This is a genomic window from Lacrimispora sp. YZC11 (genome assembly GCF_057543815.1).
In genome coordinates this window covers 358,332-379,662 of record NZ_BAAJYQ010000006.1, presented here as the reverse complement: position 1 = coordinate 379,662, position 21,331 = coordinate 358,332, and the positions used below count along the sequence as shown (strand labels likewise).

Below are 21,331 nucleotides of genomic sequence, written 5' to 3'. Positions count from 1 at the left end.
CTAAATACAAATAAGCTCACATTGAAAGAGCCAAAGGAAAGTGAGAAAAATCAATTTTGAATAGTACAGAGAAGATGATTCAAAACAAAGCCTATGAGTTAGGTTATGAAAAGTGTGGTATCATTCCCATTCAGGCAATGGAGGGTTATAGGGAGAAAGTTGAGGAACGCATTCAGAAAGCGCCAGCGTCTGAACAATTCTATCGAAAAAAACACGGATGGCTTGCCGATCTTCAAGAAGATTATCCGTGGGCCAAATCTATCATTGTAGTAGTATCAAGGTATGGGAAATATAGAATACCTGAATCGGTAAAGAATCATATTGGAAAACATTATTTGACTGACACACGAATTGATGTCAATACAAAAGAATATCAGAGCAAATTGGATATGGATCAATATTTACAGGAACTCGGTATTAGAATTGATTCAGATTCAAAATTTGGATTGGTTGGCCTGCGATGGGCAGCTATGCAGGCAGGATTGGGTATTGTCCGGCGAAACAATTTTTTTTATACGGAGTCTGGTTCATGGGTGTACCTCGGAGCGTGGTTAACAGACAGGGAAATGAATTTACGTGAAACAACAAATTTGCCACCATGCCCGAAAAACTGTAACCGCTGTATTGCAGCATGTCCTACCCACTCACTTTCTGAGCCTTACACAATGCTGCCAAATTCATGCGTTTCCTTTTTGACAACATTTGGAGGGCGTGACCTGGTACAAGATCCCCTTTCCAGAAATTTTAAAAGCTTTATTTACGGCTGTGATATTTGTCAGGATGTATGCCCTATGAACAAGGGAAAATGGCAGGAGTACGAGGAATTTCCCGGACTGTCCGAGCTGGCTCCTTCACTTACACTGGAAAACATTTTAAATATGGACGAAAGCCTCTACAAAGAAAAGATACAGCCAAAGTTTTTTTATTTAACGCCAGAAGATAGCTGGAAATGGAAAGTGAATGTACTATGCTTTATGCGCAATAACTATCAGGAAAAATATAAACCAGCTATTCTTGCTGCCTGTAAAAACGAAAACAGCAAAGTCAGAGAAATGGCTCAATCTGTCTGTGATGAGATGGGACTAAGTTAAAATAATTTAAATTTGTTTCAAAAAGTGAGCCAGAAACTAACTTCTTGTTAGTTTCTGGCTCATTTTAAAAGTATATTTTGTTCTTGTATCAACATGGCTATAGATAAACCGTAAGTGACAGATTGCAAATGTTATTCTGTGAGATCATATAGCATTCAAATCAGATTTTAGTATGTGGTGGCTTGTCCGGTTCTCCCAGAATGCTCATGAGGATAATGCTGCCCTCAAAAAGGTGTTTTTCTCGCTTGTGCTATATAAAAAGCGGTCAGAGCTCTTTGATGGCCGTGTTAGATGGATAAAGGTGCCGTCAGTTTGTCCAGGACGAATAACAGATCCTTTTCTGCCTGTTTCATCAGATCGTAGGAATAATCGTTGAGACACCAGTCGATAATCACACCCCGGTTGATTCGGATCAGAAAGGATGTGAGCTCATGCACCGTCATATCGGTATGAATCATACCTTTCTCTAACGCTTTTCCCACCAGTTCTTCTACTGTCTGATAGTATTTTCTTACCGGCTTTACGGAATATTTTACATCCGTTGATAACTGAGCGATATACAGCTCTTTTGTTAAGTTGGCCGACTCTTCCATAACAAATTTTGTCTGGTGAAGTAATATATATTTTATATCTTCTACAGGATCATGGAATTCATAGTGCTGCAGCAGAAGATCCAAAGCATCGTCATACAGGGCAAAGCCCTTGTTGATCATCTCTTCCTTGGAACTGAAATGATGGTAAAACGCTCCGGTAGAGATACCGGCTTCCTGGCATAGCTGCCGGATGCTCATGTTGTGATACCCTTTTTTTTGAATTAAATTTAAGGCGACCCGTATGATGTTATTTTTTGTCTGGGCAGCCTGCTCGACTCTTTTCTTTCTTGCCATAAATGATTATGCTCCAATTAAGTACAGTTTTATTAATCATAATCTTTTTTCAAAAAAAAAGCAAGGTGAACTCATTAGACCGGATTGACAAAAGAATAACAAAGTGCTAATATTGACATAACAACGTTCGGTTAAAAATGTTCGTTGGAAACTATATAAATGAAAGGAGAAGATTATGAGGTTAACAAACGAAGAGCAGGATATTCTCAATGGCAAACACGGAGATATTCTGCAAAAAACAATGGAGACTCTTGTAAGGTACGGGGACATGTATGACGCAGAATGCCTTGTACCTCTGGATGGACCTGTGCATCTTGTGTGTTCCTTTGGAATGCCGGCCTTAAAGCCTCTGTCAAGAATTATGAAAGAGATGATTGATGCCGGAATCAGGACCAAGCTGCCTTTCACGGCGGATCCGCAGCCTCTTGATTACGAGAATGTACCGGTTAACCAGCAGGAGCAGGAGATGTATCAACTGTTATACGGCACCCAGAAGGAATATGAGGGCATGCTGGTAAAGCTGGGAATGAAGGATGAAAATGCCTATACCTGTGCCTGTTATTTCGATGAGGTGGGCAACACTCCAAATTTCGGAGACAATCTGGCTTGGGCGGAATCCTCGGCGGTGGTTTATGCAAACTCTGTACTGGGAGCCCGGACAAACAGGACATCCGGCGTAATGGAATTCTTCAGCGGGATTATCGGAAAGACGCCGAAATTCGGTTTCCTGACTGACGAAGGAAGAAATGCTGACTGGATCATAGAGCTGAAAACAACCAAAATTCCTCGTCCTCAGATTCTGGGAAGCGCTATCGGAATGAAGGTGGTGGAAAAGGTACCATACATAAAAGGTCTGGATCAGTTTCTCGGAACTGAATTGACTCCGGCGGTAAAGGACTTCTTAAAGGATATGGGAGCTGCAACTGCATCAAACGGTGCGGTAGCGCTTTACCATGCTGAAAACCTGACACCGGAGGCGAAAAAATACGGGGAAGAACTGATCAGAGAGAATGCGTCCGTTTATGTCATCGATGATGCGGAGCTTGAGAGAGTGGTAAGCTCCTATCCGATCCTTTGGGCGGATTTGAACGCGAAACCTGAAAGGGCATTTATCGGATGTCCCCATGCATCCTTCAACCAGCTGAAAGAATGGACCGAAATCTTTGAACAGGCCTTAAAGGAGAGCGGACAGGACAAAATTGTGGTGGATACCATCATAACCAGTGCACCGGACGTCATCGCAAGATTCAGAGAGACAGAGTACTATGACCGGCTTCTGAAAACAGGAGTGAAGGTGTCTCACATCTGCCCTCTGATGTATATGTCAAATCCGCTTTGTGCAAAAAAACCTATTATTACAAATTCAAATAAGCTGAGAACTTATTCTTCAGCACGGTACGTAGACGACCAGGAACTTGTAAATCTTGTAGTAAAGGGAGGTTTTTAGCAATGGATAAATTTCAGGGAAGAGCAGTCATACCGGGACAGGTCAAGGGAAGCGCTATGGTGTCCAAAAAGGGATTCAATGTGCTTTCATCCTATATGGGCGCGCTGGTATCCAACGGCAAACAGACACTGTGTACTGACCAGAACAATCCGGACCTGTTTCAGAAGGATCTCTCCGGAGCCATCCTGTGTATTCCTCAGGTAATCGGTTCCACTACGGCGGGTATGCTGATTCAGACCGTCGCAGCCATGGGTATTCAGCCGAAAGCAATGCTGTTTTCGGCAACTGCCGAATCCCTGGCGATTTCGGGAGTACTGCTGGCGGATATTTGGGAAAACACAAAGATCGTTACGGTTGATGGACTGGGTGAACGCTTCCTGGAGTCGGTTCAGGAGGGGCAGACGGTGGAAGTCACGGAAAATGGCGCTGTAACATTATTTTAATGGAGAGAAATGGAGGTAACACATGAGTACAAAATACAAAGAGCTTTTTGAGCCTGCCTATATCGGGAAAGTACAAATAAAGAACAAATTGTCCATGGCCCCAATGGGGCCTGTCGGATATGCCGATGCACTGGGAGCTATGAACCAAAGGCTGCAGGAGTATTATGTGGAACGGGCAAAGGGTGGAATCGGATTGATTATTACTGGAATCTGCAGTGTGGATCTGGATATTGAAGGTATGGTCAGACCGGGCCTCCCATGTCCGACTCAGAACCCTCTGGCTTTTATTCATGAAGCGTATCAGATGAATGAAAGAATCCACGCATACGGCACAAAGATTTTTCTTCAGCTCACCGGAGGTCTTGGGAGAAGCGCTCTGCCCGGATTTGCTACCAAGTTTATCGCTCCGTCGGAGAATGAAAACAGATTTGATCCCCGCATCAAGCACCGGGAAATGACAATAGAAGAAATTAAGAACATGATTCAGAAATTTGTCATGTCCGCAGTGGTTGCGAAAAAAGCTGGCTTTGACGGCGTAGAGATCCATGCGGTTCATGAAGGATATCTCCTGGATCAGTTTGCCATCGCCCTTTTCAACCGCAGAACGGACGAGTACGGCGGCTCGTTGGAAAACCGGCTGAGGGTTGCAACAGACATTGTGAAAGGTGTCAAAGCGGCCTGTGGACCTGACTTCCCTGTCAGCCTTCGCTACAGCCTGAAAAGCTGCATGAAGGGAATCCGCCGCGGCGGACTGCCGGGCGAAGATTATGAAGAAGCCGGAAAGGATATCGAAGAAGGAATCGAAGCGGCTAAAATTCTGGTGGCAGCAGGCTATGACGCATTGAACGTGGATGCGGGAACCTACGATTCCTGGTATTGGAATCATCCGCCGATGTATTTTGAAGATGGAATGTACCGTGAATTCGGCAGACTTGTAAAGCAGAACGTAGATGTCCCTGTTATTCTGGCCGGGAGAATGGAAAATCCGGAGATGGCAATAGAAGCCCTCGGCGATTCCTGTGATATTATCGGACTTGGAAGACAGCTTTTGACCGATCCGTATTATCCGGAAAAGGTGAGAACCGGAAGGCTTGATGAAATCAGACCGTGCCTCGGCTGCCATGAAGGCTGCCTGGGCAGAATTGCAAACGCCCCTGTGAGCTGTGCCGTAAATCCGGCCTGCGGCAGAGAAAAAATTTACGGCCTCGTACCGGCCAATAAGAAGAAGCATGTTCTTGTTATTGGAGGCGGCATAGCAGGAATGGAAGCGGCGAGAGTGCTGGCTGAAAGGGGACACCGCGTTACTCTATGTGAAAAGAGCGACAGCCTTGGAGGAAATTTGATTCCGGGAAGTGTTCCTCATTTCAAACGCTATGACAGAGCACTGGTCAAGTGGTATCAGAGACAGCTTGAGCTTCTGAATGTGGAAGTCGAGATGAACTGTGAGATCACTGCGGATAATATCTCCAATTACAAGCCGGATGAAATCATTACGGCAACCGGTTCGAAGCCGATTCAGAGCAAGTTTGGATCGGAGACTTTTGTGACTACCGCAGATGATATCCTTCTTGGAAAAGCAGAGGCAGGAAAAAATGTCGTAGTGATCGGCGGTGGACTGGTTGGATGCGAAACTGCTCTATGGCTTGCACAGAACGGTTCCAAGGTTACAGTCATCGAAATGCTGAAAGACATTTTGGGCGGTCACGGCGCACTACCGCATATGAATCATGATATGCTTGTGGATCTGCTTGCATTCCAGAAGGTGGATATCTATACAAGCAGCACTGTAAAGAGTATTGAGGGGGGCAAGGTGACAGCGGAAACTCCGGAAGGAGAATGTTCATTCACGGCGGATACGGTTATTTCAGCTATCGGCTACCGCGAGAATCATGCATTGTTTAATGAACTGAAGGATATGGATATACCTGTCCACAATATTGGAGATTCTCAGAAGGTACATAATATCATGTATTCCATCTGGAATTCATACGAGCTTGCCAGAGAGCTGTAACTCTTAAAATATTTGCAGAAAATTAATGAAGTAAAAGTGTCGCAATGCTAGAGTGCGTGAATGATGTTTTTTTCGGTTAACATGCACTTAATGTGCTTTGCGGCACTTTTTGTTGAAAAAAAAAGTGGAATTTATATCTTGACAACAAGAGGCTTTGACACTTGGTAAAAATGAAGGACAAATAATGAAGGTACATTTTCAATTATGAGGATGTACTTTTATTTATAGTTTCCCTTTCATATCTACTTTGATAGAGCTAAACATTTCCACGAGAATTTTCGTTATAAGCTTCTGATTAATGCAGAACGGACAAGCGGTTTTATATAAAAGTGTATGAATAGCATTTCTATGTAATCAACTTGACAGATAGCTGCATGTCTGATATATTAAAGATACTTTATAAAGTGTATTTAATAAAGGAGAGCAGTATGGCTGTAGGGAATGTCAATTTAATGAAACAAATCAATTTAGACACGGTTAGAAGGGTGATAAAAGAAAATAAAAAAGCAACAAAACCGCAGTTGGCAAATTTGACGGGATTAAGCGTGGTAACAATTAATTCACTTGTTGAAGTGCTTTTGGGAAATGGAGAGATTCTTGTTGATGAGCTAGAAGTGTCCAGTGGTGGCAGGCCAGCAGCTATCTATTCCTTTAATGAGGAATACAGTATGGCGTTAGTCATTTATACAAATGAGTATGAAATGAAGGATTTAACCCATGTTTCGGTTATCAATCTATACGGGGAAGTGATTGAAGGTAACGAGATTGTCTTAGATGAAATAACAGAACATAGTTTCGATTTAACAATCGAGAAAATGCTGAAAAAATATCCTAACATTAAATTGATAGGCATTGGTATGCCAGGACAGGAAATCAGAGGAAAGATGGAGATCAGTGATTATATATCTCTTGAAGGGAAATCCCTTGTAGAACATTTGAGAAATCAATTTCAAATACCTGTAATCTTTGAAAATGACGTTAACGCAGCTGTATTGGGATATTGTACTTCTAATCAATGCGACGATAAAAGCGTGGTAGGCATTTATATACCAGAGAAATATCCTTTAGGTGCAGGTATTTTTATCAACGGTGATATGTACAAAGGAAAAGATGGCTTTGCAGGTGAAGCTAAATTTCTTCCAGATGGATTTGATTGGAAGAATCCAGCATATGTTTCGGAAAATATTTCAGTGGCACTTAAGAAATTAATCATCACGTTTACCTGTCTTTTAAATCCAGATATCCTCGTCATTTACAGAGAAAATCTTACCGAAGCAGCGATTGATCCCATTATTGAAGATTGTAAAAAAACGATCAAGTCAGAAGTGATGCCTGACATTATTGTATTAAGTGACTTTGGCGAAGATTTTGCAGAGGGTATTAAACAAATCTCATTAAAACCATTGGAACCAAAATGGCAACGATAAGAAAAGAGATACCATGACGGCATTATCTATATTGAATTTATCAGGGCAGATCCCATATTCATCATGGTGTTACTCATAGTGATGTTTGTGAGCAGTAAGAAAATTAATAAAATCGTAGCAAGGAGGGATTGAAATGGTTAATCAGTTAGATTTACATATGCATTCAAATATTAGTAACGATGGTGAGTACACGCCCTCACAACTCATGCGGCTGTGTAAACAACATGGTTTAAAGACAGTTGCATTAGCTGACCATAATTCCGTACGAGGGATAGCAAAGGCTCAGAAATCAGCAAATGAATTAGGTATTGAATTTATTTGTGCTATTGAGCTTGATTGTCAATTTGAAGGAGTTAATCTGCATCTTTTAGGATATGGAATTGATCCAACATTACCTGAATTTGAAAAAAATGAAATGGATATCTTAAAGAAAGAACAAGATGCTTCTTCAAAACTTATAAACCTAGTACTTGATTTAGGAATTCATTTTGATATAGAGAAAGTTTTAGATTTTGCCATAGAAGGTGTAGTGACGGGTGAAATGATTGCTGAAGCCGCTCTTGAGGATAAAAGAAATCAAAACAATCCCCTTCTGGAACCATATAGAAATAACGGGAAGCGTAGTGATAATCCTTATGTAAATTTTTATTGGGACTTTTGCTCCCAAGGGAAGCCAGCTTATGTACCTGTTCAGTTTATTGGACTGAACGAAGCCATACGATTGATTAGAAAAGCAAGAGGCTTAGCTGTTCTTGCTCATCCAGGGATTAATATCGGGCAGAATCAGAAGATACTGGAAGGCATTGTTGCTTGTGGTGTTGATGGGATGGAAGTATACAGTAGTTATCATGATGAAAACATGGTTGCTTTTTATAATGAGCAGGCGGAAAAATTTCATTTACTGAAAACGATGGGTAGTGATTTTCATGGAAAAACAAAGCCAGCCATCAAACTGGGCAGTATGAGCTGCCATGAAGAAATAGATATTTATCATCAATTCAAGAAAAAACTTTATGAAGTGGCGCCATGAAATTAATTAGGAAGTAATTGACCTGGGAATATGAACCAAAGTAGTACGGAATCAAAGATGACTTTTATTCAAGACATATGAACCGTTCCCTGCCTAATAGACAGTTGAAAAAATAAAATATTGGGCACTACCCCATGTCTTGAAAGTTTTTTTGTCAGGCCTCCAATGGTTATGTAGCGAAAAATAATATGCGAGAAAGCAGAAGCCTGTAATTTCCGGATATGCCTTATCCTGTTCGACTCATTCGGTGAGGTTACTATATTATTCTGCATTGAGTAATGTTTTGTTCCTCATGGACAAATTTAATAAGAAATGAAGCTTGACGGTTAAACGAACAGGTGCTAAAATGTGAATGAATAAAAAAATATTCATTCACATTTTGCTGATCAGGAGGAGGTCTCAAATGAAAAGGGTTACCGCGTTTATTGGAAGTGCACGGAAGCAAGCAACTTATGAAGCAGTCCGTGAATTTGAGAGAAATATAAATTCGTACACAGAAATCGAATTTGAGTATGTTTTCTTAAAGGACCATCAGCTTGAGTATTGCAGGGGCTGCAAGCTATGTTTCGATAAAGGAGAAGAACTCTGCCCCTTACGGGACGATCGGGATTTACTGCTTGATAAGATGAACCATTCCGACGGTGTTATATTTGCCACACCTAATTATTCTTTTCATATTTCAGCTCCTATGAAGAATCTATTGGACCGGCTGGCCTTTATTTTTCATCGGCCATGTTTTTTCGGCAAGGCTTTCACCTCCATTGTTACTCAGGGTATTTTCGGAGGAAATTCTATTGTGAGGTACCTTAGCAATATGGGAGAAAATTTCGGATATAGTGTTGCGAAAGGCTGTGTATTAAAGACTCTGGAGCCGATCACAAAAGCCGCACAGGTAAAGAACTCGCGTGAAATCAAAAAGGCCGCTGCAAGATTTTACCGAATACTTATGCGCCCGTCTCCTCCAGACCCTTCTTTTTTCAGATTGATGACGTTCCGTATGTCCCGGACAATGATGAAAGAAATGCTCAGCGATGAATATTGTGACTATCGGCATTTCAAAGCCAAGGGATGGTTTGAATCGGATTATTATTACGATGTCTCTTTAAACCCAATCAAAAAGCTGGCGGGCCGGATTTTTGATTTTATGGGGCGCCGGATGTCGAGACAGAGTTAGCGATTCAGCGCTGTTTGATAAACAGAACATACGGGAGGGGTATATATGAAAGATACGAAAACAGATTTATTTAATTGCGGAAAGGAACTGTTCAGCCGGAAAGGCTTTAAGGATACCAATGTATCCGATATCACAAAATCCGTGGGAATAGGGACAGGTACGTTTTATAATTACTATTCCTCAAAAGAGGAACTGTTCATGGCCATATACATAGAAGAAAACGAGAAGCTAAAGAAAAAGATACTGAAATCTATTGATTTGGATCAGGACCCGCGGAGTTTAGTCAAAGAACTGATGTTATTGAATTTAAAAGGCATGAAGTCAAATCCTATTCTTAAAGAGTGGTATAACAAGGACGTGTTCGACAAAATAGAGCAACATTTCCGTGAAGATAAAGGGATGGAACGTCTAGACTTCATGTATAACGATTTTTCGGAGATCATAAAAAAATGGCAGGCAGACGGGAAAATGAGGAACGATATTGACAGTGGGATGATCATGGCCATTTTCACGGCAATCGTTACCATTGAGACCCATAAAGAGGAAATTGGGCTTCAGTATTTTCCGCAGATTTTGGATTATCTCACGGAGTTTACGATGAATGGCTTAGCCGGCGGCGGAACACAAAGCGGTGATTAATAAATTGCATATGCAACCAAATACGGTGGAATTCGCAAAGAGGATCATTATCGCCTGCGGGATACCATTACATGCTGACAGGGGAAATGGCCGGCAAGCACAATGACTGTGAATTTATCAGAGAGTTGTATAAGGATTGTCAGATCGGATCTGTTACCAGTCTTAGCATTTTGGGGTTTACAAAATAGTAACGAATAGCATTGGAATTGCCGCAAATGGCTGAATAAAAATCAGCTGTTTGCGGCAGTTTTTTATTCCGTCCAAATCAATGTGAGGAAATAGTTTATAGTGAATCATGATGGTGAACCTCTCACCCTAAAAAATTTCAATGATAGAAGAACGAGTTTAAGTTTCAAGTAGAATTCCAGATGCTGGGAAACAAATCATTCGTAAGACCATTGTTAATACACATGCATTAGCTTTTATCGCTGCCAGGTATTAATGTGAATCGTAAAGAAGTAAAATGAATCGATATGAATCAAAATGATTGACAATAAATCAAAATGGTGCTATAGTTTAATTATTGAATACGGCGGGGAAGTGGCACCTAAAATAGGGCAAAGGAGGTATGAACAGCAGTATTGAATGGGTGGAGCCGGAACATGATACATAGAAAGATACGAAACCGCAGAATATTATTATAATCAGGAGGATTCAAAATGGGGGATATAACAAAGTTTCTCTCGCCTAAGCTGATCAAAGTTGATATGCAGGCAGAGGATAAAAATGCGGCTATAGAGGAGTTAGCGGAACTTCTCTATAAGGAACATGTACTTAAGGATAAAGGCAGTTATATTCGGAATGTATTGGAACGAGAGGCACAAGTGCCCACAAATCTAGAGAACGGGGTGGCATTGCCTCACGGAAAATCAGATGCAGTACTGAGACCGGCGGTGGCAATCGGAACATCCAAACGGGGAATCCGGTTTGAAGAGGGGAGCCCGGTCAGCCATATCATCTTTCTCATCGCTATGCCAAACAATGCGGACGACACGCATATCACACTGCTAAGCGGTATTACTTCCCGCTTGCTGGATTGTGATTGCCTGGATTATCTAAAGGAGGCAAAACGGCCGGAAGATATTCTGGCGGCACTAAGCACAGAGGAGGTACGGACAGAGAGCAAAGGGTCAGAACGGTTTTTAATCGGGGTGACCGGCTGTGCGGTTGGAGTAGCACATACGTATCTGGCGGCGAAAGCCTTGGCAAAAGCTGCAGGGGAGATGGGCGTATCCATAAAGGTGGAAACAAACGGTTCCATCGGTACGGAAAATGTTCCCACCAGGGAAGAGATTGAAAGAGCCGAGGGAATCATCATTGCCAGCGACAAGGAGACGGACATGGAACGTTTCCGGGGAAAACAGGTAGTGACTACCACTGTGAAGGAAGGAATCGACCATCCGGCGGAGCTGATCAGAAAGGTTCTGGATGGAAAGGCCCCGATTTTTGGTGGGAGCTCCACAGAGCGTGTTCAGCAGGCAGCCAGGGGGAAGGCAGAGGAGCCTGCCGGTACGCTTAGTGGAAAGATGCTGTACAAGGCGTTGATGAACGGCGTTTCATTTATGATCCCGTTTGTGGTAATCGGTGGCCTTCTGATTGCGGTCGCACTGGCAGTGGGAGGAAAACCCACACCCCAGGGTCTTGTGATCCCCGAAGGCAGCTTCTGGAATCAGATTTCTGCAGTGGGAAGCGCCGGATTTACACTGATGATCCCGATTCTGGCCGGCTACATAGCATTTGCTATCGGTGACAGGGCGGCCCTGGCTCCTGGCATGATTGGCGGCTGGATAGCCAACAATGGTTCCTTTTACGGAGCTTCAGCCGGAACAGGCTTTATCGGTGCCATTGTGGCTGGTTTTCTGACCGGTTACTTTGTAAGGTGGCTGAAGAAATTTCAATGGCCTGAGATGATCAAACCGTTGGTTCCGATCATGATCATTCCTATTATTGGATCTCTGTTTATCGCATTTATATTTATATTTATTATCGGAGCTCCCATCGCATCCCTGATGACGGCTCTTTACGCCATGCTGGAAAGCATGTCTGCCGGAAGTATGATTTTACTTGGCATTACAATCGGTCTGATGCAGGGCTTTGACATGGGCGGTCCCTTTGGCAAGGTAGCATTCATGTTCTCGGTTGGTTTAATTGCTGAAGGACAGCCTCAGTTCATGGGAGCACAGGCTATGGCGATTCCGGTTGCACCGCTAGGTATGGCGCTGGCTACATTCTTAGACCGTAAGCACCAGCTGTTTCTTCCCGAGGAGACTGCCAACGGCAAGGCGGCTCTGGCTATGGGACTGGTGGGGATTTCCGAGGGAGCTATCCCGTTTGCAGCGGGAGACCCGCTGGCCGTTATTCCGGCCAATATGATTGGATCCGTAGTGGCCTGTACGATGGGATTCTTATTCGGCATTACAGATTCTGTTGCTCATGGCGGCCCTATTGTGCTGATCCTGGGTGCAGTGAACAAGCCGTTTATGGGACTGATCTGTATGGCTGCTGGAACTGTGGTGACCGCAATTGTCTGTATGACTTTAAAGCGTCTTAGATTAAAACAAAGATAAGTGTATCAACTGTGGCAAGGATAACCGGACAGAGGCATTGCACCGGTTAGGATCGATCGGAAGAATGATAGATTGACATATGATTTCCTCCTCTGATATGATAATGGCGAAGGAGGTGACGTTATGCTATCACAGCAAAGGCTTTATCATATCATGAGTATCGTAAAAGAACAGTCTTTTGTAACCATAAAGGAACTGATGGAACAGTTAAATGTGTCAAAATCCACCGTGACTCGGGATTTAATTGAACTGGAGGAACAGGGGCTGGTCAGCAGGGAGCGGGGTGGAGCTATGTGCAGAGAGGTTTCTTCTACACTGACGGTATTCAACGAAGTTCCTACCGTGAACAAGGAGAGCTTATGTGCGGAGGCAAAGGAGATTGTCTGCCAGCGGGCTGTCACGAATGTAAAGGACGGGGACTGCGTTTATGTGGACTCCGGCACTACTCCTGTGTACCTGCTGCCGCAGCTGCTTACGCACCATGTAAAAATTGTAACTCCAAGCATTTACTTGATCAAGAAGATTCCCATTACGTACAAGGGGGATATCTATCTGCTGGGTGGTCGTTTTTCACCAGATTATGATCTGAGTACAGGGTCCATGGCTGTGGATATGATTCGGAATTTTAATTTTGACCATGCTTTTTTCAGTACCAATGGAGTTAATATGGAAAGCGGCGAGGTTTACATTTTCGACATGGAAATTGGGACGATGAAAAAGGAGATCATGAAGAAGAGCCAGAACAATCATCTCCTGATCGATGACTCCAAGTATCATATTAAGGCAATGTTCTCATGGGCAAGTCTGGAGGATTTTACAAACGTGTATGTCAATCGTCTCCCTGACACAGGTGAGGCACCGGATAATTTTACCGTTTGTCTCAGTTAGAATACATTGGAAGAAAAGGGGACGCAGTTAAGCGCCCTCTTTTTTTCACTAAAAGTGCAGGACCGGAACAGGACTGCAGAACGGGGCAGTAAAAGGAAAGCTAAGGAACATAAGTGATTTTTCAAGTAATATTCGATAGAGGAGGAGACTCTGCAGTGAAAAAGAAAATTAACATTGACGGCGCTCAGAACGTAGAGGTGTCAATCCCAATCCCCTGTGAAAAAACACCTCGGGAGCAGTTGTCTATTATGGAAGCCTATACAGAGGCGCATAGAAACAGTGAGGGGCTGGATAAAGCGAGAAGAGAGATTAATTGCCTGAAAACAATATATCCGGTTCTGTTCCGTTCGATTGAAAGTGATGATCTGCTGGCAGGCAGACTAGATTTTTTACCCATTGGCTTTGGCAGTGTGACAAGTATCGGAGGCGTAGGCCATTACTGCGTATTCCATAAGCTGAGGGCATTTAAAGAAACGCTGTCAACCGAAGAGGAAAGAGCAAGAGTTGATACGCTTTACGATTACTGGCAGGATCATGATACGAAAGCAATTTTCTGTCAGGAGGTATTGACAGAGGATACAGTCGGAAGGTTTATTGATTGCTCCTATCCTTTGATGGCAACAGCCAGGTTGTCAGGAATGATGCTGAATTATAAAAAGCTGATGGAATATGGAGTGGAAGGCTTAAAAGAACTGATCTTTTTAAAAGAGCAGAATGAATTCCTGGAATGCAGTTATGAAAGCCTTAGTCTTTTGCAGGAGGTAATGGAACGTCAGATAGAATTGGTGAGAGAAGCAAAAAACGGTGCAGACCAGTCACGTTTAAAAGATTTGGAACTAATGGAGAATGACTTGCGGTATATTAAGAAAAACAAACCGCACACGTTCCATCAGGCTTTGCAGTTGTTGTGGATTTACGCCCTTTGTGCCGGAGTTATTAACTATGGGCGGCTGGATGACGTGTTGGGACCATTTTTACAGCATGATTTGGATCATGGCATTATTGACGAAGAAGAATCTTACCGGTATTTAAAATCCTTGTGGAAGATGATTGAGAACAGGCGTACCACTGTTAACGGACGTATCATTGTAGGCGGTGTAGGACGGGAACATCCGAAAGAAGCTGATACGTTTGCCCGTATCTGTATGAGGGTGTGCAAGGACACACGTTATGTAGAACCTCAGTTTACACTGCGCTTTAGCAAAGATACCCCGGAATACATGATGGATATGGCCTATGATTGTATCGGAAGCGGTGCTACCTACCCTACTTTATACAATGATGATGTGAATGTCCCTGCAGTTATGTATTCCATGCGTGTGAAACGGGAAATCGCAGAACAGTACGTACCATTTGGGTGCGGTGAATTTGTCATTCAGGGTAAGAGCGTAGGGACACCGAATATTTTGCTGAACCTTTTAAAAATCCTGAATATCACCTTAAACGGCGGAATAGACCCTATGGACGGGAAAAGAAAAAACGGACCCGTGGAGATTCCGGAATGCTCCCGATTCAAAACCTTTGATGAACTGTTTGATAAATATAAGGAATTGTTGAATTATTACTTTGATTTAAGTATACAGGCTCAATACCGTTCTTATGAGATCATGAATGAAAACGTATCCTTTCTGTTTACCTCTGTTTTGATGGATGATTGTATCAATAGAGGGAAGGCAGTGCTGGACGGAGGAGTGGAAATCCTTGGCGGAACCAATGAAACATACGGAAACATCAATTCCAGCGATGCGCTCTGGGCAATTAAAAAGCTGGTATATATAGATGAAAAATATAGTCTCGCTGAATTGCACCAGGCACAGCTTGCCAATTTTGAAGGATATGAGAGGATTCAAAAAGATTTAGTGGATCAGGATAAATACGGAAATGACAAAACGGAATGCGATAATCTCGCAAATGATTTATTTGAATTTGTAGCTCAAGGTATCCGCCAGAAGGGAATTGACTATGGCATGGGATATTTTCTGATTGTTATTTCAAATAACCAGACAAATACAGATTGGGGTCATGAGACATTTGCCAGCCTGGACGGAAGGAAAACAGGTGTTTACTTAAATCCAGCTAATAATCCCCAGGGCGGAGCGGCAAAAAACGGACCTACCGCCTGCTTAAATTCCCTGGTTAAGTTCCAGGCAAAATATCACGGCGGAAGCGTGCAAAACATTAAATTTACGCCCCGTATGTTCAATAAAGACAGAAAAAAAATTAAGATGTTGTTTGATACATATTTTAAGAAAGGAGGCTGCCAGCTCATGGTAACGGTCGTGGATTATGGCGTTCTTGAGGATGCCCAAAAGAATCCAGATAATTACCCGGATTTAATAGTACGGGTGGCCGGTTACAGTGCGGTCTTTGTCAATCTGACAAAGGATATCCAGGAAGAATTGCTGAGCAGGGCATTGTATGATTAAAGTGACCAATATTGAACGCTTTGCGACCCATGACGGGCCGGGAATCCGAACCACCGTTTTCTTAAAAGGGTGCCCCCTGTACTGCCCATGGTGCGCCAATCCTGAGACACAGACATCTTATCCGGAACTGTTATACAACGAGTCTAAGTGTATCGGGTGCCGTTCATGCGAAAAGGGTTGCAGGACTAAGGCAATTACCTTTGATGACAACGGGAAATTCAATTATAACAGGACCTTGTGTACTGATTGCCTGGCTTGTGAGAAAAATTGTATGCAGGATGCACTTGAATTTTATGGAAAAGATATGGACCTGGATTTCATCATGGAAGAAGTGATGAAGGATAAGGATTACTATGATAATTCCAATGGCGGGGGAATCACGGTCAGCGGAGGGGAGCCCTTTGTACAGCTGGAGGGGTTGATCGCCATCCTCAAAGCAAGTAAAGAAAGAGGATTGAATACGGCGGTAGAAACTACGGGAAATTATTCTTTAAAAACCTTGCAGGCTGCTGTGGCCTATATCGACCATTTTCTATATGATTTTAAACATCTGGATGACGAAGTGCTTAGAAGGGTTACAGGAGGGAATGGGAGACAGATTAAAGAAAACCTGATATATCTGGTAGAGATGGAACCAGATAAATTAACTGTGCGCATGCCGATTATCCCCGGATTCAACTTTGATTCCGTATTAATAAAAAAGACTTTACGATACTTACAGCAGCTGGGAGTTAAAAAAGTAAACCTTCTTCCTTATCATACACTTGGAAAAGCGAAATACGAGAAATTGGGAAGAGTTTACCAGATGACGGGTAAAATGCTTCATGAAGAAGATTTAGAGGAATATCACCAATATGCGTTGAAGATTGGGCTGGAATCCAGAATCGGAGGATAGAAGTAGTAAACAGGAAGGAACGTGATATGAGGTCCTTCCTGTTTTTTATGGTATGCCCAGTATGGGCGTAGTCGCAATGGCCTGACAGGATATACCATGCACTTATGGCAGAACTTCGAACAGAAATAATGATATATTTTTCCTCCAGGTTTTGGTATAATTAAGAAATCTGAATTTAGAGGTGGAAGTCATGAATGTAAATCCAAAGATTGTTATCCTAAGGGGTAATTCTGGGAGTGGCAAAACAACCATTGCAAGAAATCTGCAAAGATATTATGGAAGAGGCACGTTACTTATTTCACAAGATGTAGTCCGACGAGAAATGCTGTACGTAAAGGATGGTTCAGAAACACAAGCGATTGATTTAATGATTGAGCTTGTTAGATATGGAAAAGAAAATATAAAACAAAACCGAATGCCGGGGAATTTGGAGAAGCGGATATGAAACGTTGGTGGAGAGAAAAAGATTATCTGGAAATTTTCCCTGAGTATATGATAAACCAAGATATGACAACAGACACAATTGTTAATTTGATAATAGAGCAAACCAATATTTAAATTGGAATTTGAAAGAGTTATAAATCAAATCGTAATACTATTTTAGAAATTTGGTGTTAGTATATAAGTGTGGACACGAAACGTCTAACACGATAAAATATCAATATGAAAAGTGTGTGTTAAACAATGATCCAAAACGGTAATTATAAGGGGGTAGCAGCATGAAAAAAAAGGTGATTTTATTTGCAGCGGCATTGCTGTGTGGAGGCTTATTAGCAGGCTGCCAGAAATCAAAAGGTGACCAGTTGAATCCGAATACTGTAACTTCAGAAGGGAGTCAGATAAAAGTTGAATCATCCAATGAAAATAATGCCGGAACTTCTCAAACAGAAATATCTCTGGACGAAAAACGAATCATACCGGATCAATCCTTTGATGTTGAATTGAATGACTGGGGAGATGTAAGGTTTATTTCATATGGTCCGGAAGCCGGTGCTGATTTTGAAGATGTTTCATTTTACCTGATGAAAGACAATAAGGTTGTATATTCATTCCCTTACTATGGTGAAAATAACAAAACGGATACTTATGCAGGTCTTTTTGACAGTGTGGAGTCTGTAGGATTCCGCGATGTGAATCATGACAATTTAAAAGATATAATCGTCATAATAAACTACATTACAGGTGCGGGTCCTCAAGGTATGGTTCCTCGCCCCAGAGCCAGAATTTTCCTGGCAGATAAAAAGGAATTTCATCTGGCAAAGGATTTAATAGATGACATAACCGAAAATATGGATGAAAAAGATATAAACATTGATAACATATGTGAATATCTGAAAAATAAGTAATTAATATTACTTTTGATTTATTCGTAAAAACGGCTCCAGGTGCATTTCAATATCACCTGGGGCCGCATTGTTATCCTTTATGATGATTATGCTTTTGCGTAATCGGCTGCATTTTTCTTTAACTTAGGACCGTAGGTGTCACCGTCTCCATTGTAAATTTTCCCCATGCTGGTGAAATTACGTGACTGGCAAGCTTTTAATAATGAGCCGTTGTCGTATTTTGCAACAAAGGTGCAGAAACCTGCCATCTGCTTGTCCTCACTGATGCTGAAATCCTTAAACATGTCTGCCGGAGAGTCATAACCGGTAACTTTAAAGTTAAAGCCCATAATCTGGGGGAGTCCCATACTGATAGAATAATAAGCATAATATTCATTGATACCTTTTCCCAGGTTAAAGGCTTCATATTCACTGGCCTGCTTTCCGGTATGAGTCTGATTCCATTTGCCGTTTTTGTAGTAATAATGTACTTTATTTTCAACCTTAAAGGTGGAGGAAGCGTTGGAAACATTTTTTAAGAAAATATGGTTTTCAAACCGGATCAATAACTTTCCGTCGGTAAATCCTGATCCAGACGATTCTGTCAGGATAAATCCTCCTAAAACGTCCTCGTCAATGGAATATTTCGATGCAAATGAAGAAATAATGGATCCGAACTTCTTCTTTAGGTTTTTCGCTGCTGCACTGGCGCCGGAACCACCGCCGGTTGCTGCCTTATCAAGTGCAATAAGGGTATTTTTACCGGCTTTCCCATCTTCGGTAAGACCGTTGGCTCTCTGAAAACTTCTTACTGCAGTATCACTATTGTTGCCGAATTTGCCATCCGGAGTACCGCATTTGTGCCCTGCGGTATTTAATTTCACTTGCATGGTTTCTACACCTGCACTGTAACGAAGCTTGTCATCCTTCATGTAATAGCCGGTGCCTGCAAGTACCTGGGCATATGTATATCTTGAATTATCGTAATCTGCCATAATATTATCTCCTTTTCTATTTTTGTTGAATTTGCAAATTCAATAAATAGAAAGAAGATTTTCATCTGTTTGTAAACCATGAAATGACCCAATGATGCACTTGGGTGGCTGCGGAGCTGTTGTTATAACCAGCCAATGCTATTTTCCTGCATTCAATCCTGCGAAAGCGTAAGAAATCATTTGTTCCACAAAAGCAGAATCTACCTTTTCTCCGGTTATTAACAGCCGATAGAAAAGGGGGGCAAAAATTAAATCTATGCTTAGTTCGATGTCCAGATCCTTTTTCAATTCCCCTCGTTCCATTCCTCTTTCCAGAATATGCTGTGAAATAAGACGGCGGGGATTGAAATAACGGTTACGGTATTCTTTCGCTACATTCTCATCCGATTGCCCCTCTGCAATCAGTTCTGTGATTACCTTCCCCTTGGAACTGGTAAGAAAGGCGGCAAGGTTGCTTGCCTGAACCAAAAGATCTTCTTTTGCTGACCCGGTATCCGGCACTTCAAGCATTGATTCTGTAGCAGCAAAAAAACCGTCTAAGACAACAGCGGCCTTATTGGGCCACCATTTATATATGGTTGCTTTGCTGACCCCGGCCCTCTCAGCGATACCTTCAACAGTTATGGAATGAAAGCCATTTAAAAGCAGCAGGTCATACGAAGCAGTGAGTATGGCTTGCCTTGTTTTTTCGCTGCGAGGACGTCCTATCTTCTTATCCATGTGATTCCCCCTATTATTTTTCTCTGAAACAATTTAAAAACGCTGCGTTTATTATACCACATCTAATTTAAAAAAAACAGGGTTGACAAAACAAAACGGTGCGTTTATTATATATTTATAAACGATACGTTTAGTATATAAAAACGGAGGATAACACACATGAAAACTGAAATGATGGAAGAAAAAAAGATTTCCCGTTGGCTGGTATTTCTACTGGCAAGTGCCTGCGGACTGATTGTTGCAAACCTGTATTATTCCCAACCGCTGGTAGGTCCTATCAGCCAGGATACGGGAATCTCTGCCGGTTTATCCGGACTGATTGTTACGATGACCCAGCTGGGGTATGCCGCAGGACTTTTGTTTCTGGTTCCTTTGAGTGATTTACTGGAAAACAGACGACTGGCAGTAACAACACTGATTGTTGCTATATTAGGGCTGGTTGCAGCACCCTTAGCAACGAATTTCTATATGTTTTCCGCTTCTGCCATATTGATTGGAGTAGGGTCAGTCGCAGCTCAGATACTGGTTCCCCTTTCAGCTCATTTAGCACCTGCAAACGAGAGAGGGAAAATCGTTGGAAATGTAATGAGCGGACTGCTTCTAGGAATTATGCTTGCAAGACCGACTGCAAGTCTCATTACCGGTTTCTTTGGCTGGAAGGCAGTGTTTTTCCTGTCTGCGGCCATTATGGGAATCCTTTTGATTTTGCTGAGTTTTCTGCTTCCGAAAAGAAATCCGGAGCCAAATGACAGTTACCCTGCTATTGTAAGATCCTTGTGGTATCTCTTTAGAAAGACCCCTGTTTTACGACGCAGAGCATTATACCAGGCTGCTTTATTTGGAAGCTTCAGTTTATTTTGGACAGTAGTACCACTGTATTTATCCCAGCACTTTCAGTTGACGCAAAAAGAAATCGCAATATTTGGTTTCGCAGGTGTGGCCGGAGCTGTTGCAGCACCGATCGCGGGAAGAATGGCAGACCGGGGCTGGACAAAAAAACTTACAGGAGCGGCCTTTGTGATCGCAGCATTCTCCTTTGCTCTCACCCATGTGTTGCAAAGCAATCTTACGGTCTCTTTGTTCTTGTTTTGTATTGCCGCAATTCTTCTTGATATGTCTGTTTCCGGTAACCTTGTTCTAGGGCAGCAGGCAATCTATGGTTTAGGTGATGAAATACGTGGGAGGGTAAATGGATTATTTATGGCGGTATTCTTTGTCGGCGGAGCGGCAGGGTCTGCTCTGGGAGGCTGGTCATACGCTCATGGAAATTGGGATGCAGCATCAATGATCGGGTTTATCCTGCCGGTATTTGCTTTTGTTTATTTTCTTACGGAAAAAAATATCCCTGTTTCAAAATAATCTCAGT

General features: G+C 42.3%; 18 protein-coding genes. 15 read left to right on the top strand and 3 right to left on the bottom strand.

Translation table 11 applies throughout. The features are described 5' to 3' along the window. The first annotated feature begins 56 nt into the window (after nt 1–56). Nucleotides 57–1,091, top strand: coding sequence for an epoxyqueuosine reductase (locus AC27IJ_RS08035; RefSeq protein WP_487148299.1), 1,035 nt, complete (start codon nt 57–59; stop codon nt 1,089–1,091). A 287-nt stretch (nt 1,092–1,378) separates the two neighbouring features. On the opposite strand, the gene AC27IJ_RS08030 is transcribed toward AC27IJ_RS08035, so the two are convergent. Beyond that, nucleotides 1,379–1,978 carry a TetR/AcrR family transcriptional regulator gene (locus AC27IJ_RS08030; protein ID WP_313256836.1) on the bottom strand — a complete coding sequence of 200 codons (600 nt, stop codon included), beginning with the start codon at nt 1,976–1,978 and terminating at the stop codon, nt 1,379–1,381. A 175-nt stretch (nt 1,979–2,153) separates the two neighbouring features. On the opposite strand from AC27IJ_RS08030, the gene AC27IJ_RS08025 reads away from it, so the two are divergent. The 13 genes from AC27IJ_RS08025 (at nt 2,154) to AC27IJ_RS07965 (ending at nt 18,271) form a co-directional block, all read left to right on the top strand. Then, on the top strand, nt 2,154–3,425 hold the full coding sequence (locus AC27IJ_RS08025; protein ID WP_313256835.1) for an aconitase X: 1,272 nt from the start codon (nt 2,154–2,156) through the stop codon (nt 3,423–3,425). 2 nt (nt 3,426–3,427) lie between these two features. After that, entirely contained in the window at nt 3,428–3,868 is a 441-nt protein-coding gene (locus AC27IJ_RS08020; RefSeq protein WP_312501358.1) for an aconitase X swivel domain-containing protein, read from the top strand. A 22-nt stretch (nt 3,869–3,890) separates the two neighbouring features. Beyond that, nucleotides 3,891–5,879 carry an FAD-dependent oxidoreductase gene (locus tag AC27IJ_RS08015; protein ID WP_487148296.1) on the top strand — a complete coding sequence of 663 codons (1,989 nt, stop codon included), beginning with the start codon at nt 3,891–3,893 and terminating at the stop codon, nt 5,877–5,879. Between the two features lie 428 nt (nt 5,880–6,307). Then, on the top strand, nt 6,308–7,306 hold the full coding sequence (locus AC27IJ_RS08010; RefSeq protein WP_312501355.1) for an ROK family protein: 999 nt from the start codon (nt 6,308–6,310) through the stop codon (nt 7,304–7,306). A 133-nt stretch (nt 7,307–7,439) separates the two neighbouring features. Beyond that, the gene (locus AC27IJ_RS08005; RefSeq protein ID WP_312442968.1) at nt 7,440–8,336 is read left to right on the top strand and encodes a PHP domain-containing protein; all 897 of its coding nucleotides are present in this window, start codon (nt 7,440–7,442) and stop codon (nt 8,334–8,336) included. Between the two features lie 403 nt (nt 8,337–8,739). Next, a complete protein-coding gene (locus AC27IJ_RS08000) occupies nt 8,740–9,510 on the top strand; it encodes a flavodoxin family protein (RefSeq protein ID WP_487148294.1) in 771 nt (256 codons plus the stop codon). Between the two features lie 45 nt (nt 9,511–9,555). Next, nucleotides 9,556–10,149, top strand: coding sequence for a TetR/AcrR family transcriptional regulator (locus AC27IJ_RS07995; RefSeq protein WP_487148292.1), 594 nt, complete (start codon nt 9,556–9,558; stop codon nt 10,147–10,149). A 659-nt stretch (nt 10,150–10,808) separates the two neighbouring features. Continuing rightward, entirely contained in the window at nt 10,809–12,716 is a 1,908-nt protein-coding gene (locus AC27IJ_RS07990) for a PTS fructose transporter subunit IIABC (protein WP_487148290.1), read from the top strand. Nucleotides 12,717–12,839: 123 nt separating this feature from the next. Next, the gene (locus AC27IJ_RS07985; protein WP_487148288.1) at nt 12,840–13,604 is read left to right on the top strand and encodes a DeoR/GlpR family DNA-binding transcription regulator; all 765 of its coding nucleotides are present in this window, start codon (nt 12,840–12,842) and stop codon (nt 13,602–13,604) included. Nucleotides 13,605–13,759: 155 nt separating this feature from the next. After that, a complete protein-coding gene (locus AC27IJ_RS07980; protein ID WP_312442973.1) occupies nt 13,760–16,030 on the top strand; it encodes a pyruvate formate lyase family protein in 2,271 nt (756 codons plus the stop codon). Next, a complete protein-coding gene (locus AC27IJ_RS07975; RefSeq protein ID WP_313256828.1) occupies nt 16,023–16,925 on the top strand; it encodes a glycyl-radical enzyme activating protein in 903 nt (300 codons plus the stop codon). The genes AC27IJ_RS07980 and AC27IJ_RS07975 overlap by 8 nt, the downstream gene beginning before the upstream one ends. Before the next feature lie 190 nt (nt 16,926–17,115). Further along, nucleotides 17,116–17,370, top strand: a complete 255-nt coding sequence (locus tag AC27IJ_RS07970; protein WP_312442975.1) for an AAA family ATPase — start codon at nt 17,116–17,118, stop codon at nt 17,368–17,370. A gap of 286 nt (nt 17,371–17,656) precedes the next feature. Further along, nucleotides 17,657–18,271, top strand: a complete 615-nt coding sequence (locus AC27IJ_RS07965) for a hypothetical protein (protein WP_312442977.1) — start codon at nt 17,657–17,659, stop codon at nt 18,269–18,271. Nucleotides 18,272–18,357: 86 nt separating this feature from the next. Here AC27IJ_RS07965 and AC27IJ_RS07960 read toward each other — a convergent pair whose 3' ends face one another. Together AC27IJ_RS07960 and AC27IJ_RS07955 are read right to left on the bottom strand one after the other, a co-directional pair. Next, entirely contained in the window at nt 18,358–19,245 is an 888-nt protein-coding gene (locus AC27IJ_RS07960) for an N-acetylmuramidase domain-containing protein (protein ID WP_312442978.1), read from the bottom strand. A 138-nt stretch (nt 19,246–19,383) separates the two neighbouring features. Beyond that, nucleotides 19,384–19,965, bottom strand: coding sequence for a TetR/AcrR family transcriptional regulator (locus tag AC27IJ_RS07955; protein WP_312442979.1), 582 nt, complete (start codon nt 19,963–19,965; stop codon nt 19,384–19,386). A gap of 159 nt (nt 19,966–20,124) precedes the next feature. Between AC27IJ_RS07955 and AC27IJ_RS07950 the strand changes: the two genes are divergently transcribed. Next, on the top strand, nt 20,125–21,324 hold the full coding sequence (locus AC27IJ_RS07950; protein ID WP_487148284.1) for an MFS transporter: 1,200 nt from the start codon (nt 20,125–20,127) through the stop codon (nt 21,322–21,324). The last annotated feature ends 7 nt before the right edge of the window (nt 21,325–21,331 follow it).

Coding starts and splice junctions, on each gene's coding strand:
- AC27IJ_RS08020 (WP_312501358.1), top strand. CDS start 3,428: ATGGATAAATTTCAGGGAAGAGCAGTCATACCGGGACAGGTCAAGGGA.
- AC27IJ_RS08015 (WP_487148296.1), top strand. CDS start 3,891: ATGAGTACAAAATACAAAGAGCTTTTTGAGCCTGCCTATATCGGGAAA.
- AC27IJ_RS07985 (WP_487148288.1), top strand. CDS start 12,840: ATGCTATCACAGCAAAGGCTTTATCATATCATGAGTATCGTAAAAGAA.
- AC27IJ_RS07970 (WP_312442975.1), top strand. CDS start 17,116: ATGAATGTAAATCCAAAGATTGTTATCCTAAGGGGTAATTCTGGGAGT.
- AC27IJ_RS07975 (WP_313256828.1), top strand. CDS start 16,023: ATGATTAAAGTGACCAATATTGAACGCTTTGCGACCCATGACGGGCCG.
- AC27IJ_RS08005 (WP_312442968.1), top strand. CDS start 7,440: ATGGTTAATCAGTTAGATTTACATATGCATTCAAATATTAGTAACGAT.
- AC27IJ_RS07990 (WP_487148290.1), top strand. CDS start 10,809: ATGGGGGATATAACAAAGTTTCTCTCGCCTAAGCTGATCAAAGTTGAT.
- AC27IJ_RS07960 (WP_312442978.1), bottom strand. CDS start 19,245: ATGGCAGATTACGATAATTCAAGATATACATATGCCCAGGTACTTGCA.
- AC27IJ_RS08025 (WP_313256835.1), top strand. CDS start 2,154: ATGAGGTTAACAAACGAAGAGCAGGATATTCTCAATGGCAAACACGGA.
- AC27IJ_RS07950 (WP_487148284.1), top strand. CDS start 20,125: ATGAAAACTGAAATGATGGAAGAAAAAAAGATTTCCCGTTGGCTGGTA.
- AC27IJ_RS08030 (WP_313256836.1), bottom strand. CDS start 1,978: ATGGCAAGAAAGAAAAGAGTCGAGCAGGCTGCCCAGACAAAAAATAAC.
- AC27IJ_RS08000 (WP_487148294.1), top strand. CDS start 8,740: ATGAAAAGGGTTACCGCGTTTATTGGAAGTGCACGGAAGCAAGCAACT.
- AC27IJ_RS07995 (WP_487148292.1), top strand. CDS start 9,556: ATGAAAGATACGAAAACAGATTTATTTAATTGCGGAAAGGAACTGTTC.
- AC27IJ_RS07955 (WP_312442979.1), bottom strand. CDS start 19,965: ATGGATAAGAAGATAGGACGTCCTCGCAGCGAAAAAACAAGGCAAGCC.
- AC27IJ_RS08010 (WP_312501355.1), top strand. CDS start 6,308: ATGGCTGTAGGGAATGTCAATTTAATGAAACAAATCAATTTAGACACG.